At 69.9% G+C, this 13328-nt stretch carries 13 protein-coding genes; 5 read left to right on the top strand and 8 right to left on the bottom strand.

The genetic code is table 11. The annotated features are described in order from the left end of the window. Positions 1–17: 17 nt before the first annotated feature. Positions 18–980 (bottom strand): bifunctional riboflavin kinase/FAD synthetase, encoded by a 963-nt coding sequence (locus J5V16_RS12040; RefSeq protein ID WP_307792937.1) that lies wholly within the window; start codon positions 978–980, stop codon positions 18–20. Between the two features lie 75 nt (positions 981–1055). Next, complete coding sequence (locus J5V16_RS12035) at positions 1056–1289, bottom strand: hypothetical protein (protein WP_208496514.1); 234 nt, start codon at positions 1287–1289, stop codon at positions 1056–1058. A 253-nt stretch (positions 1290–1542) separates the two neighbouring features. On the opposite strand from J5V16_RS12035, the gene J5V16_RS12030 reads away from it, so the two are divergent. Further along, positions 1543–2655: a phospholipase D-like domain-containing protein gene (locus J5V16_RS12030; RefSeq protein WP_208496513.1), complete on the top strand. Its 1113-nt coding sequence runs from the start codon at positions 1543–1545 to the stop codon at positions 2653–2655. A 48-nt stretch (positions 2656–2703) separates the two neighbouring features. Here the strand turns inward: J5V16_RS12030 and J5V16_RS12025 are convergent, their stop codons facing one another. From J5V16_RS12025 to J5V16_RS12015, 3 genes are all read right to left on the bottom strand, one after another. Next, positions 2704–3657, bottom strand: a complete 954-nt coding sequence (locus J5V16_RS12025; protein WP_208496512.1) for a carbohydrate ABC transporter permease — start codon at positions 3655–3657, stop codon at positions 2704–2706. Next, positions 3654–4628, bottom strand: coding sequence for a carbohydrate ABC transporter permease (locus J5V16_RS12020; protein ID WP_208496511.1), 975 nt, complete (start codon positions 4626–4628; stop codon positions 3654–3656). Before J5V16_RS12020 ends, J5V16_RS12025 begins: the two co-directional genes overlap by 4 nt. Positions 4629–4714: 86 nt before the next feature. After that, positions 4715–6070 (bottom strand): ABC transporter substrate-binding protein, encoded by a 1356-nt coding sequence (locus J5V16_RS12015; protein ID WP_208496510.1) that lies wholly within the window; start codon positions 6068–6070, stop codon positions 4715–4717. A gap of 313 nt (positions 6071–6383) precedes the next feature. Between J5V16_RS12015 and J5V16_RS12010 the strand changes: the two genes are divergently transcribed. Further along, positions 6384–7730 (top strand): GH1 family beta-glucosidase, encoded by a 1347-nt coding sequence (locus J5V16_RS12010; RefSeq protein WP_208496509.1) that lies wholly within the window; start codon positions 6384–6386, stop codon positions 7728–7730. Here J5V16_RS12010 and J5V16_RS12005 read toward each other — a convergent pair. Further along, on the bottom strand, positions 7727–8296 hold the full coding sequence (locus J5V16_RS12005; protein ID WP_208496508.1) for a thiamine phosphate synthase: 570 nt from the start codon (positions 8294–8296) through the stop codon (positions 7727–7729). The genes J5V16_RS12010 and J5V16_RS12005 overlap by 4 nt on opposite strands. Before the next feature lie 144 nt (positions 8297–8440). Here J5V16_RS12005 and J5V16_RS12000 point away from each other — a divergent pair, with 144 nt between their 5' ends. Both J5V16_RS12000 and J5V16_RS11995 read left to right on the top strand, forming a co-directional pair. Next, positions 8441–9223: a maleylpyruvate isomerase family mycothiol-dependent enzyme gene (locus tag J5V16_RS12000; protein ID WP_208496507.1), complete on the top strand. Its 783-nt coding sequence runs from the start codon at positions 8441–8443 to the stop codon at positions 9221–9223. Positions 9224–9365: 142 nt separating this feature from the next. Further along, complete coding sequence (locus J5V16_RS11995) at positions 9366–10643, top strand: YibE/F family protein (protein ID WP_208496506.1); 1278 nt, start codon at positions 9366–9368, stop codon at positions 10641–10643. Between the two features lie 9 nt (positions 10644–10652). Here the strand turns inward: J5V16_RS11995 and J5V16_RS11990 are convergent, their stop codons facing one another. Next, positions 10653–11573 (bottom strand): LysR family transcriptional regulator, encoded by a 921-nt coding sequence (locus tag J5V16_RS11990; protein WP_208496505.1) that lies wholly within the window; start codon positions 11571–11573, stop codon positions 10653–10655. A 101-nt stretch (positions 11574–11674) separates the two neighbouring features. Between J5V16_RS11990 and J5V16_RS11985 the strand changes: the two genes are divergently transcribed. Continuing rightward, positions 11675–12922 carry a pyridoxal phosphate-dependent aminotransferase gene (locus J5V16_RS11985; protein ID WP_208496504.1) on the top strand — a complete coding sequence of 416 codons (1248 nt, stop codon included), beginning with the start codon at positions 11675–11677 and terminating at the stop codon, positions 12920–12922. On the opposite strand, the gene J5V16_RS11980 is transcribed toward J5V16_RS11985, so the two are convergent. Further along, a complete protein-coding gene (locus tag J5V16_RS11980) occupies positions 12919–13266 on the bottom strand; it encodes a hypothetical protein (RefSeq protein WP_208496503.1) in 348 nt (115 codons plus the stop codon). The two genes, J5V16_RS11985 and J5V16_RS11980, sit on opposite strands and share 4 nt — an antisense overlap. Positions 13267–13328: the final 62 nt, after the last annotated feature.

Here is a 13328-nt window from a genome sequence, read left to right as displayed (position 1 = left end):
TCCAGGCTAGCAGGGCGTCAGCCCAGGTCCAAGGCCCGGCGGGTGTCTGCGACGTCGGTCTCGATCTGCTTGATGAGCGGCTCGATCCCCTCGAAGGCGACCTGGCCGCGCAGGCGGGCGGTGAAGTCGAGGCGGACGCGCTCGCCGTAGAGGTCGCCGTCGAAGTCGAGGAGGTGGGCCTCGACGGTGCGGGCGGTGCCGTCGAAGGTGGGGTTGGTGCCGACGCTGATCGCGGCCGCGTGGCGGTGCGAGTCGTGGTGGAACCAGCCGGCGTAGACGCCGTCGGCGGGGACGGCCGCGCCGGGGGTCCATTCGATGTTCGCGGTCGGGAAGCCCAGGGCGGTGCCGCCGCGGCCGGCGCCGTGGACGACGGTGCCCTCGAGCCCGAAGTCGCGGCCGAGCACTTCAGCGGCGGCGGCGACCTCGCCCGCGGCGAGGAGGCCGCGCACGCGCGTGGACGAGAAGGGCTCCTCGTCTGCGGTCAGGCTCTGCGGCAGGACCTCGAAGTCGAACTCCTCGCCGAGTTCTGCGAGCTTCTTGACGTCGCCGGCGGCCTTGTGGCCGAAGCGCCAGTTCTCGCCGACGACGACCGCTGTGGCGTGCAGGCCGCCGACGAGGACGTGCCGGACGAAGTAGTCGGGGCTCAGCTGCGAGAGCTCCTTGGTGAACGGCAGCACGCACACGGCGTCGACGCCGAGCGCGCCGAGCAGTTCGACGCGCCGCTCGATGCTGGTGAGCTGCGGCGGCATCGCGTGCGGGGCGACCACGGCGGTCGGATGGGGATCGAAGGTGACGACGACGCAGCGGGCCTCGCGCTCGGCCGCGGCCTTGACGGCGGTGCGGACGAGGGCCGCGTGGCCGCGGTGCACCCCGTCGAACACGCCGATGGCGATTACCACTCTTGGCGACGCTTGCGAGCCATCACTTTGCCGAGCGGGCCAGCCCTCGGGGGTCGCGTCTATTCCACGCCAGGTTTCCACGGTGGAGATCTTGCCACTCCCGAAGGACGGGCGCCGCCCTGATCGGGCGGCAGTGATGCAAACGTGTTCCAGGCTCTAGAGCATCAGCGACTGGTCGGCGTTGCCGCCGGAGGCGAAGATGAGGAGCAGCAGGACCAGCACGGCCACCACCAGCAGCATGCCGATGAAGAGCCATCCGGTGCTCGCGGGCTCGGCCAGGCGGGGCTGCTCTTCGGCGAGCACTCGCGGTTCGGCGTGGTCGGGGTCCTGTCGGACCTGTTCGGCGAGGGTCCTGCGGAATTCCTCGGGCAGTTCTGCACTCATGCTCATGACGGGCTCCTACTGCGCTGTTCGGTGGGTACTGCCGGGTGGGGACCTCTCCATTGATTGTTGAGAAAACGTCGGCTATCCGACCGTCGTTTCCCAGAATCCGCCTGACAACAGCCCCATTTCACCCTCGTGGAAATTACACAGCCGTGAGCGCCCTACCACGCGAAACGTCCGGTAGCCGCCCGAAAGCCCGCCGCGGCCCCGATCCCGTGCCATGTTCATGTCTCAGGCGAAGAGAGATCGGAGGTCCGGCATGAACCGGAGAATCCTCGCCCTGCTCGCGGCGGGCGTACTGTTCGCGGCCGCCCTGACCGTGGCCGACGCGACGGAGGCCGACGCGGCCGCGACCGGCTGCGGACGCACCGGGAACTTCACCGTGTGCACCACGAACCCGAACGGCGCCAAGGACACCGCCATCGTCGACGAACTGACCAGACAGGTCGAGGCGACCGGGAAGGGCGACACCATCCGGCTCGCGGTGTACTACTTCTCGCTCGACAAGCCCATAGCGCCGCTCGCGGACGCGCTCGCGGCGGCCGAAAAGCGCGGCGTGGACGTCAGGGCCGTGTTCGGCACCCGCAACGACCGGCCCTCGCTCAACGACGCGGTCATCGCGAAGCTGAAGAACGCCGGGGCCTCGGTGCGCCAGTGCGGCGCCGGATGCCTGCCGAACTCGGGCGGCACCAAACAGGGGCCGATGCACAACCGGTTCTTCCTCATCGAGAAGGACGGCGCGCCCAACGTGCTCGTGACGAGCCTCAGCTTCGTGGGGTCGCAGCTGACCCAGGCGCACAACCTGCTCGGCGTCCACGGCGACCGCGCGGTCTTCGACTTCTACAGCGCGTACTGGAACCGGCTCTACGCCAAGAGCTGGGACGGCTGGACCGACGCCAACAAGGGCAAGACCGGCTCGATCGCGAAGGCGTGGGTGTTCCCGCGCTCGGCCGACCCGGTCGCGGCGGAGCTCTCGCAGATCACCGCCTGCGATGAGGGCGACCGCGTCTGGGTCGGCCACGCGAACTTCCAGTCCAAGCGCCCCGAGGCGCGGGCGCAGCTCGACCGCGTCCAAGGGCTCGGCTGCCAGGTGCGGGTCGTCGTGCGCTCCGGACCGACCGCCAGCCCCGGCTGGATCGAGGACAAGCTCGGGTCGAGCAACGTGCGGGTGCACGACGCGCACCGCAACAAGTACATCGTGGCCGAGGCCCGGTTCGGGGACAAGCACCGCGCGGTCGTGTGGACCGGCACACACAACCTCAACGGCAACGGGCTCAAGCACTCCGACGACAACATGATCCGCGTGATGAACCAGACGGTGGCCGACCGGTACATCGCGCACTTCCAGGCCCTGTGGAGCGGCGCCCACTGAGCATGAAGGGGCGGGGCCGCGCGGCCCCGCCCCTCGACTGCGTATCGCCTATCCCTTGACGGAGCCCGCCAGGAGCCCGCGCACGAAGTAGCGCTGCAGCAGCAGGAACACCAGCAGCGGCACGATGATCGCGATGAAGCCCGCCGCCGGCAGGCGGGTCCAGTTGTTGCCCCAGCTGCCGGCCATGTCGCCGAGGACCGCGGTGAGCGGGCGCGTGGCCTCGCCGCCGCCGAAGGTGCGGCCGACCAGGAAGTCGTTCCACACCCACAGGAACTGGAAGATCGCGATCGACGCGATCGCCGGGGTCACCAGCGGCAGCACGACCTTGCGGAAGATCTGCGAGTGGCTCGCGCCGTCGATCCGCGCCGCCTCCATGACGTCGCCCGGGAGCTCCCGCATGAAGTTGTGCAGCAGGAAGATCGCCAGCGGCAGACCGAAGATCGAGTGCGCGATCCACACCTGCACGATCGTGTTCACGCCCTCGAGCTCCCACGCGGGCGTGATGGTCACGTCGCCGATGTGCAGGCCCTGGCTGAAGAACGACAGCAGCGGGATGAGCGCCATCTGGAGCGGCACGACCTGCAGCGCGAAGATCGCGATGTACAGGAGGTTGCGGCCCCGGAAGTCGATCCAGGACAGCGCGTACGCCGCCATGGCCGCGAACACCACCGGCACGACCACACCGGGGACGGTGATGACGATCGTGTTGATGAGGTTGCGGATGAGCCCGCCGCCCTGCGTGTTCGAGTACAGGACGTAGTTGTACGTCTCCAGCGTGGCCGACCCGGGATTGGTGAAGAACATCCACCAGCCCGAGTCGTTGATGTCGTCCTCGGGCCGCAGCGAGGAGATGAACAGCCCCGCCGTGGGGATCGTCCACAGTGCCGCTATGACGAGGGCGACGACGCTGGCGACGCGGCTGGAGAGGACGCGCCGGATGCGCTCGCCCCGGCTCTCGCCGATGGTCGGGACCGCTTCCGGTGCTTTCGTGTCGATGCTCATCGGGTCTCCAGTTCCTGGCTGCGCATGTTGCGCACCTGGTAGATGACGACGGGGATGACGAGCGCGAACAGCAGGACGGCCATGGTGGCGCCGCGTCCGTCGTTGCCGAGCCGGAAGGCCTGGTCCCACATGTTGTGGGCGAGGACGTCCGTGCCGTGGTGGCCGCCGGTCATGGCCCGCACGATGTCGAAGAGCTTCAGCGTGGCGATGAAGACGGTGACGGCGACGACGACGATGGCCGAGCGGATCGACGGGACGGTGACGCTCCAGAAGATCTGCGACGGGCTGGCCCCGTCGATGCGGGCCGCCTCGACGATCTCGGTCGGCACGCCCTTGAGCGCGGCCGAGAGCACGACCGTCGCGAAGCCGACCTCGATCCACACCAGGACCACCATGAGCAGGAAGTTGTTCCAGGGCGTCTCGTTGAGCCAGTTGACGGGGTCGCCGCCGGACCACACGAGGACCTGGTTGAGCAGGCCGATCTGGTCCCCCGAGGCGTCGTACTCGTAGACGAGCTTCCAGATGATCGAGGCGCCCACGAACGAGATGCCCATCGGGAGGAACACGAGGGCCTTGTAGGCGCGTTCGCCCCTGCGGCCGTCGATGAGGACGGCGTAGACGAGGCCGACCACGGTGGACACGAGAGGGACGATCACGATCCACAGGACGGTGTTGATGAGGACTCGGAGGGCGTCGGGGTCGGTGACGGCCCAGGAGTAGTTGTCGAGGCCGACGAACTGCGTGCCGTCGCCCGAGAAGAACGACATGGCGACGGTGCGGATCGCGGGGTAGACGAGGCCGACCACCAGGAACAGGACGGCGGGGGCGAGGAACACGAAAGCGACCGCACGGCTGCGGTCGCGGCGCGAAGCGAGTTCGGCGAGCCCGTAGAGGGCGAGGAGGACCGCTGCGAAGGCGAGCAGGCCGACGCCCAGCAGGCCGAAGCGGTCGGTGTAATCGGAGATGTCCACGTTGTGTGACTCCAGTTGTCCGGGATGCAATGGGCCGAGCGGGGCCGGTGGGCCCCGCTCGGCTTCTTGTCAGCTACACGGCCGGGTTACTGCGGCCAGGAGGCTTCGATGTCGTCGGCCATCTGCTGCGAGGTCTTCGCGCCGTCGGCCCACTCGACGATGCCGGTCCAGAAGGACGAGGCGCCGACCTCACCGGGCATGAGGTCCGAGCCGTCGAAGCGGACGGTGACGGCCGGGTCGGTCAGGATCTCGGTGGCGAACACGTTCACCGGCGTGGTGGCGACGGAGGCGTCGACGCCCTGCTGGGCGGTGCTCCACGGGCCGGTCTGCAGGCGGGTGCTGTGGTAGAGCTCCGAAGCCAGGTACTGGCGGGTGGCCTCGGTGGCCTCCGAGTCGGAGAACGCGGCCACGAACTCGCCGCCGACCAGCATGGTGTTGTCGCCGGCGTTGGTCTCCGGGAAGCGGAACGCGAACACGTCGCCGTCCTCGGCCACCACGGTGTCCTCAGGCCACATGGCGCCGTAGAAGGAGGCCATGCGGTAGAAGGCGCACTCGTTGTCGAGGATCGGGTGCCCCGCGGTCTGGAACGCGGTGGAGCTGATGGTGTCCGGGCCGTTGAAGACGTAGTCCGGGTTCTGCAGGACCGTGCCGGCCTTGTCGATCGCCGAGACGATCTGCGGGTCGTTGAACGGGATCTCGTGGTTCACCCACTGGTCGTACACGTCGGTGCCTTCACGGAGGACGATGTCCTCGATCCAGTCGGTGCCGGGCCAGCCGGTGGCGCCGCCGGACTCGAAGCCGGCGCACCACGGGGTCGTCCCGGCGGCGGCGATCGTGTCGGACAGGGCGATCAGCTCGTCCCAAGTTGTCGGCACCGTGTAGCCGTTGTCGGCGAAGAACTGCGGCGAGTACCAGATGAAGGACTTGGCGTTCGCGGAGTTCGGCGCGGCGTAGAGCTGGCCGTCGATGGTGCCGTAGGCGAGCCAGTCCTCGGACCAGCCCTCGGTGGCGAGCGCGGAGAGCTCGTCGGAGGCCGGGACCAGGTCGTCCTTGAAGTTGGACATGAGGCCGGGCTGCGGGAAGAGCGCGATGTCGGGGGCCGTGCCGCCGTCGACGCGGACCTTCATGTCGGCCTCGAACTGGGCGGTGCCCTCGTATTCGATGTTGATGCCGGTGCATTCCTCGAAGTAGTGCCAGCCGGCCTGCATCTCGTCGGCCTCTTGGTCCAGGATGGACGCGAAGATGGTGACGGTCTCGTCCTCGAAGTCGCCGTAGGAGTCGTACTGCGCGCAGTCCTCGGCGGCGGCCGGGATCTCTCCGCGGATGTTGAAGCTTTCCTGTTCACTCTCGTCCGGCGCGCCGCACGCCGTGACGGCGAGCGCGGTGGCACTGGCGGCAGCCGCAAGGCAGGAGATTCTTCGTGTCTTGCTCATCGGGGTCATCCCTCTCTTCGCAGGTTTCCGTGCCCCCGGCGAGTCCGACTGCCTCCCTGCCCCCACCTGCGGTGAACCGCTCTCACGAGTTCGGCCCCTGGTGGGGACTGCCTCACCCGCCGTTGGGGCGACGCTGGCAATGGTGCTCTGGGTAACACTGAATGTCAAGTGTGCATTGCTGAATCGTTACCGGGCGCAATTGGATCGATATCTGTCGACACCCCATTCATGGGAGCGATTCCAATGACGTATCATTCCGAGGCCCGGCAACCGACCGCTGTTCAATAAAATACAGCCGATAGTTCGCGAAAGGTGCGAATCGATGACGCAGCTGACCTTCCCGCAGGGCTTCCTGTGGGGGACCGCCACGGCCTCCTACCAGATCGAGGGCGCGGCGGGCGAGGACGGCCGGGGCCCGTCCATCTGGGACACGTTCTCGGCCACCCCAGGCAAGACGTGGCGCGGCCAGTCCGGCGCCGTGGCCTGCGACCACTACCACCGCGTCGACGAGGACGTCGCCCTCATGGCGTCGCTCGGCGTCGACACCTACCGCTTCTCGATCGCGTGGCCGCGCATCCAGCCCGACGGCACCGGACCGGCCAACCCCAAGGGCCTGGACTTCTACGACCGGCTCGTCGACAAGCTCGTCGCGGCCGGGATCAAGCCGATGCCGACGCTCTACCACTGGGACCTCCCGCAGTCCTTCGAGGACCGCGGCGGCTGGCCCGAGCGGGAGACCGCCGAGCGATTCGCCGACTACGCCGCGATCGTCGGCGCCCGCCTCTCCGACCGCGTCCACACCTGGTGGACCCTGAACGAGCCGTGGTGCTCGGCGTTCCTCGGCTACGGCAACGGCCACCACGCGCCGGGCCGCACCGAGCCCGCCGCCGCGCTCGCGGCCGTGCACCACCTCAACCTCGCGCACGGCCTCGCCGTGCAGGCGCTGCGCGGCGTCGGGGCCGAGCAGGTGTCCATCGTGCTCAACCCGACCCAGTGCCGCGGCGAGGAAGAGGCCGTGCGGGTCGTGGACGGCATCGCGAACCGGGTGTTCTTCGACCCGATCCTGCTGGGGCAGTACCCGGCCGACGTCATCGAGCGCACGCAGCACCACACCGACTGGTCCTTCGTCAAGGAGGGCGACCTCGAGGCGATCAACCAGCCGATCGACGTGCTCGGGATCAACTACTACAGCCCGACCTGGCTGCGCGCCAAGCCGGGCGAGCCGGAGAGCGACGTCGGCCCGGGCACGATCGGCGTCGAGGGCTACACGCCGGACGGCCTGGAGTTCACCGACATGGGCTGGGCGGTCGACGCCACGGGCCTGACGGACCTCCTGGTGCGCATCCACAAGGACTACGGCATCGCCACGATGATCACCGAGAACGGCGCGGCCTACCCGACCGGTCCGGGCGAGGACGGCGAAGTCCACGACGAGGAGCGCGTGGCGTACCTCCGCTCGCACATCGCGGCCGTCCACGACGCGATCGAGGCCGGCGCCGACGTGCGCGGCTACACCGCCTGGTCGCTCATGGACAACTTCGAGTGGGCCTTCGGCTACGACAAGCGCTTCGGCATCGTCCACGTCGACTACGCCACCCAGAAGCGCACCCCGAAGGACAGCGCGAAGTTCTACTCGAAGGTCATCGCCGACAACGGCCTCGACCGCTAGGCGAGCGCGTCCCGGATCCGACGCACCGCCCGCTCCGGGTCATGGGCGCGCATGACCGCGCCCATGACCGCGACCCCCGCCGCGCCCGCTTCCCTTGCGGCGCGGGCACGGTCGGGGCCGTCCACGCCGCCGAGCGCGTACACCGGAATCGGGCTCGCCGCGCATGCCTCACGCAGCGCGGCGGGCCCGATCGCCGGTCCGTAGCCGGGTTTGGAGTCCGAGGGCCAGACCGGCGAGTAGGTGCAGTAGTCGAGGCCCGGGTCGATCGGCTCGCCCGCGTGGACGGAGCGGCCGACGAGCGGGGGGCGCGGGTCCGGCATCGGGAATCGCGACGAGAGGTGCGCGGCCGCCACCGGTCCTTCCGGGTCGCTGACGATGAGCAGTCCTCCGGCGGCGTCGAGGAGCGGCTGCAGCGCCGCGGCGAGCGCGACCCGCTCGTCCCACCGCAAGTGCTTGTCGCGCAGCACGAGTGCGAACGGTCCCCCTTGGAGGGCGAGCGCGACCTGGGCGGCGAGCGGCCGGGGGCAGGCGGGGAGGTCGGAGACGACGATGAGCCGGTGTTCCACGCTCCGACCATAGCCGCGCGTGCGGCCGCTGAGGCGGGAGTCTCTTCGCGCCCGAGTCGCCTGTACTTCCTGGTTTTAACGCTTATGTATCGGTCCACGTCTCGAACTTGCGTAATTCACGACACAGGTGCGAAACTTCATGGGATGAACATCGGCGATCAAATCAACGGGCTGCGCACCGAAGGGGAGCGGATCGCTGTCGCTGGTGGAGAACTCGCATTGAACGCGAGTGTGCCCACCTGCCCGGGCTGGAACGTCAAGGACCTCTTGACCCACATCGGGACCGTCCATCGTTGGGCGGCGGCGATCGTGGGCGAAGCGTTGCCTTACGATCCACGGAAACAGGAGTTCCAGCGCATCGTGGGGCCTTTGCCGCACGACGACCTGCTGGTCGACTGGGTCCGCGAAGGGCTCCTGCGGCTTGCGGCCACACTGGAGGCCGCTCCTAGCGGACTCCAGTGCTGGCAGATGTTCCCCTCCGAGTCGTCGCGCCGCTTCTGGGTCCGCAGGCAGGCCCACGAGACCACCATCCACCGCGTCGACGCCGAACAGGCCCGGGGCGACGAGATATCACCGATCTGCCCCGAGTTCGCGGCGGACGGCATCGACGAGCTGCTGCTGGGCTTCCACGGCAGACCCTCGAGCCGGGTGCGGGCGCTGCGTCCGTCCGTGCTCCACATCCACGCCACCGATCTGCCGCCGGGGCGCGGCGACTGGTACATCCACCCCACCGACACGGGTCCGCTCGTGACGTTCAGCGAGGTCGAGACCCCGCACTGCGTCATCGAAGGCCCGGTGGAGCTGCTGTACCTGGCGCTGTGGAACCGGCTGCCGTTCGACGACCTCCTGGTCCGCGGGGACCCGGCACTGCTCCACTTGTGGCGCAATTACTCCGCGGTCCGGTGGGTCGATCCGGTGGACGTCTGAACCGTTCTCACTGTGGGCTACTGGAGCGCTACAGTACGGAGCCGCAGGTAGCCGACCGGGCATAGTCCGACATGTCCGGACGAATGGGGCCGGGGCGCGCTGCTGCGCGGCATCGGGGGCGCGGGATCGTAAGCTCACGTTCGTGAACCAGGACTCGCTGAAGCACAGCCACACGATTCCGAACGACGCCGTCCCGCGCGCCGCGCTGTGGATCCTGGTCCCTGCTGCGGTCGCGACCGTCCTGGGGCTGATCCTGCTGTGGCCCACGGGGGTCGAGGACGCCTCGAGCATCGAAGCGTACGGGACCGAGGTCGACGGCCACGTCATCGCGATCAACGAGACCGAATGCGACGAGGCCGACGCGGAGCTCAACGAGCAGCTGCAGGTGACGGTGTGCGGCGACGTCGTCGTGCATCTCCTCACCGGGGAGCACGCCGACGAGGAGGCGATCGTCGACATCCCCAGCGGCCCAGGGGCACCCGTGGTCGAGGTCGGTGACGACGTCATCCTCATCTACACGCCCGACTCGGTCTCGGGCCAGCAGTACCACATCATCGACCACGACCGGTCGAGCGCGCTGTGGGCGCTCGCGATCGCGTTCGCCCTCGCGGTGGTCGCGTTCGGGCGCTGGAAGGGCGTGCGGTCGCTGGTGAGCCTCGCGCTCACGTTCGCGGTGGTGCTGCTGTTCATGGTCCCGGCGATCCTCGACGGGTCCTCGCCGATCCTCGTCGCGGTCGTCGGCTCGGCCGCGATCATGCTCGTCTCGCTCTACTTGGGACACGGCTGGAACCGGACGACCACCGTGGCGGTGGTGGGGACGCTCGCGTCGCTCATCGTGACGGTGCTGCTCGCCGAGGCGGCCGTGAACCTCACGAAGCTCAACGGGGTCCTGGACGAGAACACCACGAACCTCGCCATGCAGTACCCGATCGACATGTCGGGCCTGCTCCTGGCGGGCATCCTCATCGGCGCGCTCGGCGTGATCGACGACGTGACGGTCTCCCAGGCCGCCACGGTGGACGAGGTCGCGAAGGCGAACCCGAAGTGGGGTCCGGCGCGGCTGTTCAAGTCGGGGATGCGGGTCGGGCGCGACCACCTGACCTCGGTGGTGAACACGCTCGTGCTCGCCTACGCGGGCGCGTCGCTGCCGCTGCTGGTGCTCATCGCCGCGGCGAACCGGCCGCTGGAGCAGGTGCTCACGAGCCAGATCATCGCCACCGAGATCGTGCGGTCCGTCGCGGGCACGCTCGGGCTCATCGCGGCCGTGCCGATCACGACCTGGCTGGCCGCGTACCTGGCGCGCTGGCAGCCGAAGCCGAAGGAGCCGAAGGCCCCCAAGGAGGCGCCGCGGCCCAAGCCGGAGGCCGCCGGGACGTGGGACGAGGGCGAGTCGCCCTACCCGCCTTCACATCTGCGTTGACTGCGCCTCTTAGAAGCGCTCTGCGGCGGCCATGAGCTTCTTGGCCGACTGGTGCAGGGCCTGGAGGACCGTCATCACCGCCGGGCGGCCCGTGGAGGCCGTCCGGTGGACCACGTAGACCTCCCGGCCCGGCAGGTCCTCGGCGACCTTCCGCACGGCCACGTCCTTGCGTTCGGCCGCGGCCATCCACGGCGCGACCGTCACCCCGAGGCCCTTGGCGACGAGGGTGAGGATCGTGTCGAGCCCCTCGAACTCGGAGACGGGCGCGCTGATGCCCTCGGCCCGCCACAGCCGCGCCAGCGCCATCCGCGAGGGCTCGCCCTCCGGGGAGGCGATCCAGGACTCCCCCGCGAGTTCGTGCGCGGACAGGACCTCCTTGTCCGCCAAGGGGTGCCGTACGGGCAGGACGGCCACGAGCGGGTCGTTCACGAGGTGGTGGAAGGTGAGCGGGCCCGCGGTGGGCGGGCGGCGCTGGCCCGACCAGTCGTCGATGAGGGCCAGGTCTATCTCGCCGGAGCGGACGCGCGCCAGGGACTCGGAGACGGTGTGCTGCTGGAGCAGGACCATCTGGAGCTCGGGGTAGCGGCGGAGGCGGCGCACGATGGGGCCGGCGAGGGCGACGGCGACGGTGGGGAACGCGGCGACGGTGACGCGCCCGCGGGGTTCGGCGGACTCGGCGGCGAGGTCGGTCTCGGCGGCGTCGATGGCCTCGAGGATGTGGGCGGTGTGGGCCACGAGGCGGCGTCCGGCGTCGGTCAGCTGCGCGGAGCGGGCGGTCCGTTCGAGGAGCGAGACGCCGGTCTCCTTCTCCAGGGCGGCCAGCTGCTGGGAGACCGCGGAGGCGGTCTGGCCGGTCGCCGCGGCAGTGGCGGTTATCGATCCATGGGCCGCGAATTCGTAGAGAAGCCGCAGGCGGCGCACGTCGAGCATAAGGAAATCTTACCCTCGGCGAAAGGTAGAAATACTTGCGATGATGCTCCGGGCGGAGGAGATTGGTCCACGTTGCTCGACCATCCAACAAGGAGCCACCCGTGACCGTCTCCGCCACCCTCGCCGCCAACGAAGCCATCGCCGCTCGCCGCGCCGCCGGGCAGGAGGTGCTCGCGCTCGGCTTCGGTGAAGCCGGGATCCCGGTGCACCCGTTGCTGAGCCAGCGCCTCGCGCAGGCCGCCGGGAGGATCGCCTACGGGCCGGTCGCCGGCACCGAGGAGGCCCGCGGGGCCGCCGCCGGGTACTGGACCCGCCGCGGCAACCCGACGGAGGCCGGCCAGGTGCTCCTCGGGCCCGGCTCCAAACCGCTGCTGTTCGCGCTGCAGCACGCGGTCGGCGGCGACGTCGTCCTCCCCCAGCCCGCGTGGGTGTCCTACGCGGCGCAGTCGCAGCTGCTCGGCCGCGAGCCGGTCCGGGTGCCGGTGCCGCACGGCGAGGGCGGCGTGCCCGACGCGGCGCTCATGACGGCGGCGGTGCTCGAGGCGCGCGCGGCGGGCCGGGACCCGCGGCTCGTCGTGGTCACGCTGCCGGACAACCCGACCGGCCGACTCGCCTCCGAGGCGTCGGTGCGGGCGCTGTGCGCGGCGGCGCGCGAGCTCGACCTGGTCATCGTGGCCGACGAGATCTACCGCGACCTCGTGTTCCAGCCCGGGGACTTCCCCTCCCCCAGCCGGTGGGCGCCCGAGCGGACGGTCACGACCACCGCGCTGTCGAAGAACTACGCGCTCGGCGGCTGGCGCATCGGCGCGGCCCGGTTCCCCGACTCCGATCGGGGCCGCGAGCTGCGGGAGACGGTGCGGGGCATCGCCTCCGAGCTGTGGTCCTCCGCGCCGCTGCCGATGCAGCACGCCGCCGCGTACGCCTGGTCCGACCCGGCCGAGCTCGTCGACCGGGTCGCCATGGCCCGCCGCCTGCACGGCGCGGTGGCGACCGCTGTGGCCGAGGTCTTCGCGGGCGTCGGCTGCGAGGTGCGGGTCCCGCAGGGCGGCTTCTACGTGTGGCCCGAGTTCGGACCGCTGCGCGCGGTGCTCGCCGAGCGGTGGGGGGTGCGCACGAGCGCCGACCTCGCCCGGGTCCTGCTGGACGAGTTCGGGATCGTGGTCATCGCCGGTGAAGCGTTCGGGGACGACCCGGCGGCGCTGACGATCCGCGTCGCGGTCACCGGGATCTACGGCGACTCCGACTCCGAGCGCCTGGCGGCGCTGCTCTCGGACGACCCTTTGGCGATGCCCTGGATCGGCGAGCACCTGGAGCGCCTGCGCGAGAAGCTGAAGGCCCTCGTCTCCTAGTAGAAGTGCTCGTAGGCCGCGATCGCGACCGCCACGCAGACGATCACCAGGACGACCGCGGCCAAGAGCAGCAGCGCTCCGACGAAGCGCTGGATCTCGAGTTCGCGGCCGTCCCTGACCGGTCCGCGCCAGCGGCCGTACCGCCAGTGGTCCCGGCCGAGCTCGTCGTCGCCGACGTCCAGCAGGAGCGTCTGGAGGTCGGCGACGCTGTCGGCCCTCGCGGCCAGCCGCCGCCGCAGACGGTACTCCGCGGCGTCGATCACGCCCTTGCGCCGGGCCCTGGCGAGTCGGTCGAGGACGATGCGCTTGTCGGTCCCGGAGGGCCGGGCGGCAAATGCGTCCATGGCGATGCTCCCACTGTGCTCACTTCATCTTCGCAGAGACGAAGGCCGGGGGTGTGCCCCGT

Source organism: Glycomyces niveus (assembly GCF_017592475.1).
Taxonomy (GTDB): Bacteria; Actinomycetota; Actinomycetes; order Mycobacteriales; family Micromonosporaceae; genus Glycomyces; species Glycomyces niveus.
The sequence above is the reverse complement of the archived record's forward strand: the minus strand, read 5'-3'. Positions and strand labels throughout refer to the sequence as shown.

Coding starts and splice junctions, on each gene's coding strand:
- J5V16_RS11980 (WP_208496503.1), bottom strand. CDS start 13,266: ATGGACGCATTTGCCGCCCGGCCCTCCGGGACCGACAAGCGCATCGTC.
- J5V16_RS12015 (WP_208496510.1), bottom strand. CDS start 6,070: ATGACCCCGATGAGCAAGACACGAAGAATCTCCTGCCTTGCGGCTGCC.
- J5V16_RS11990 (WP_208496505.1), bottom strand. CDS start 11,573: ATGCTCGACGTGCGCCGCCTGCGGCTTCTCTACGAATTCGCGGCCCAT.
- J5V16_RS12000 (WP_208496507.1), top strand. CDS start 8,441: ATGAACATCGGCGATCAAATCAACGGGCTGCGCACCGAAGGGGAGCGG.
- J5V16_RS12010 (WP_208496509.1), top strand. CDS start 6,384: ATGACGCAGCTGACCTTCCCGCAGGGCTTCCTGTGGGGGACCGCCACG.
- J5V16_RS12035 (WP_208496514.1), bottom strand. CDS start 1,289: ATGAGCATGAGTGCAGAACTGCCCGAGGAATTCCGCAGGACCCTCGCC.
- J5V16_RS12025 (WP_208496512.1), bottom strand. CDS start 3,657: ATGAGCATCGACACGAAAGCACCGGAAGCGGTCCCGACCATCGGCGAG.
- J5V16_RS12030 (WP_208496513.1), top strand. CDS start 1,543: ATGAACCGGAGAATCCTCGCCCTGCTCGCGGCGGGCGTACTGTTCGCG.